Below are 2,189 nucleotides of genomic sequence, written 5' to 3' on the forward strand. Positions count from 1 at the left end.
GTACCGACAGTCGTGAACGCCCTCGGCTCCGCGACGCCGACCCCCGGATGCCACTCGTCGAGATTCACCGGCGGACGCGTCGGATGCCAATCCAGGCCTGCCGTCGGCAGCAGGCAATCGGGCGCGCCGATATTGTAGCAGTACGTGAAAAACAATTTGTGCGACCTGGCAAACGCGACGCTGGTCGGAATTTTGCGCGCGAGCTCGAGCTGCAGCACTCCCGGGTCGGTCTCGAGGTACACCAGGCAGCGGGTGCGCTCATGCTCCTGGCGCGGCTCGGTCGCGCCGCAAAGATTGATGACCGCGTCGGCCTCGCGCAGCAACTCGATGCATCGTTCGCGCGGCATCCCGACATACTCATCTTTCACCGAATCGAAAAATGCCCACCGTTCGCCGAAGCCGTAGCGCTCCATCACGCTGCCCAGGACCTTCAGGTTGCGCGATGGATCGGGGGTGCTGCTCTCGATCGTCGGATCGTACACGTAAGCGCGATGATCCTCGATGTAATAAACGTCAAGGCCGAGCTGTCTGAACCCCAGCAGATGATGAAGCAGTTGCCAGATCACCCCGGCAAACGGGTACCGCGCTGCCAGATGCAGCACGACGACTTTGCCCTTGCGCTTGCCGTTCACCTTTTGCGTGGCAATCTTAACCTGCGGCGCGGGCTGCGGCTATCCGCTCCAGCTCGTCCCGCAACTCAAGTACCGCAATCCGGCGCTGGCTGATTTGCGCCTCCTCCTCGTCGCCGAGTTCGCCCAGATAACAGTTGCGCCCGGGAATAACCAGCACCGCGCGATACGGAAACCCGGCCCGAATTTCAGAATACGCGCGGGCGGCAATCACGCCCTCGATTGCACCGTCCGCAATCTTCTCGCGCAGCACGCCGCCTTCTTCGTGGATCAACGCCAGCGTCGCGCGAATCCGCGCGGTCCGGCGCGACGCCTCGACGCCCGTCATCCGGCGAATCACTTCCGCGACCAGCGCGTCGTCCGAATCTTCGCCACCCGAACCGAGCCATCGATGCGATCTGACTCCCGGGTCCCCGCCGAGCGCGTCTATCTCGAGACCGCCGTCGTCAGCCAGCGTCGCAATTCGCGCGCGCTCGAAATAGAACCTCGCTTTGATCAGCGCATTCTCAGTGAAGGTCCCGCCAGTCTCCTCCGGACTCTCGGAGATTCCGAGGTCGGCGAGCGACTCGAGTTCGAGATCTATTCCGACATCGCGCAAGATCAACCGATACTCGGCAAGTTTCGCTCGATTCGTAGTTGCAATCAGCATCCGATTCATCGGCTCATTTACCGGGCTTCTCTGTAGGCTTCGGCTGATAGGTGATCTTCAAAGAGTTGCGCTCGCGATGCTCCTCGAGCGCCAGCTCGATCAACCGATCGATTAGCTTCGACAGCGGCACTCCCGACGCCTCCCACAGCTTCGGATACATGCTGATCGACGTGAAGCCGGGGATAGTGTTCACCTCGTTCACGTAAATTTCGCGCAAGTCGCGGCTCGCCAGAAAATCGACCCGCGCCATTCCCCGCAGCGACAAAGCCTTGAACGCCGCCACCGCCATCGCGCGCAACTTCTTCGCCTTGGCGGCCGGCAAGTCTGCCGGAATTTTCGTCGCGGATCCTTCCGGATCGACGTACTTCGATTCGTAGTCGTAAAACTCATGCGCGCCCTTGACCAGGACTTCGCCGGGAATCGACGCCTCCGGACGATCGTTGCCGAGCACCGCGCACTCGAACTCGCGGCCCTCGCACGAGGCCTCGATCAGCGCCTTGCGATCGTACTGGAAAGCGTCATCGAGCGCGGCGTTTAGCTCGGCCGCGCGCTTCACCTTGCTGATTCCAATCGACGATCCCAACGCATTCGGTTTTACGAATACTGGAAACCCAAGTTTGCGCGCGAGCTTTGCCCCAAGCCGCGGAGTCTCGTGATAGTCGGCGCGCTCGATCGCGAAATATTTCACGACTGCCACGCCGGCATCGCGCAGCAACCGCTTTTGCGCGTCCTTGTCCATCCCAAGCGCCGAGCCGAGCACCCCCGCTCCCACGTACGCGATTCCCGCCAGCTCGAGCAGCCCCTGTACCGCAACTCGCCAAGAGCGGCTCGACCTACACTGAGTCGATCTGGCCCGACGCCGGCGGCGGCTGCGCCACCGGCGAGACCAAGCCGACCTGGCAGCACGACCC

Annotated in this window: 2 protein-coding genes and 1 pseudogene; all 3 read right to left on the reverse strand. The window is 62.3% G+C overall.

Translation table 11 applies throughout. The annotated features are described in order from the left end of the window. Positions 1-632: pseudogene (locus VIW95_RS01300) on the reverse strand (hypothetical protein); the annotation flags it as partial. Between the two features lie 16 nt (positions 633-648). Continuing rightward, positions 649-1,278, reverse strand: a complete 630-nt coding sequence (locus VIW95_RS01305) for a non-canonical purine NTP pyrophosphatase (RefSeq protein WP_331583223.1) — start codon at positions 1,276-1,278, stop codon at positions 649-651. A 13-nt stretch (positions 1,279-1,291) separates the two neighbouring features. Continuing rightward, positions 1,292-2,077: a D-alanine--D-alanine ligase family protein gene (locus VIW95_RS01310; protein ID WP_331583225.1), complete on the reverse strand. Its 786-nt coding sequence runs from the start codon at positions 2,075-2,077 to the stop codon at positions 1,292-1,294. Between the last annotated feature and the right edge of the window lie 112 nt (positions 2,078-2,189).

It is taken from the genome of Binatus sp. (SeqCode) (assembly GCF_036522015.1).
Lineage (GTDB): Bacteria > Desulfobacterota > Binatia > Binatales > Binataceae > Binatus.

Excerpts from the sequence above, each read along its gene's own strand:
- VIW95_RS01305 (WP_331583223.1), bottom strand. The coding sequence starts at position 1,278 with ATGCTGATTGCAACTACGAATCGAGCGAAACTTGCCGAGTATCGGTTG.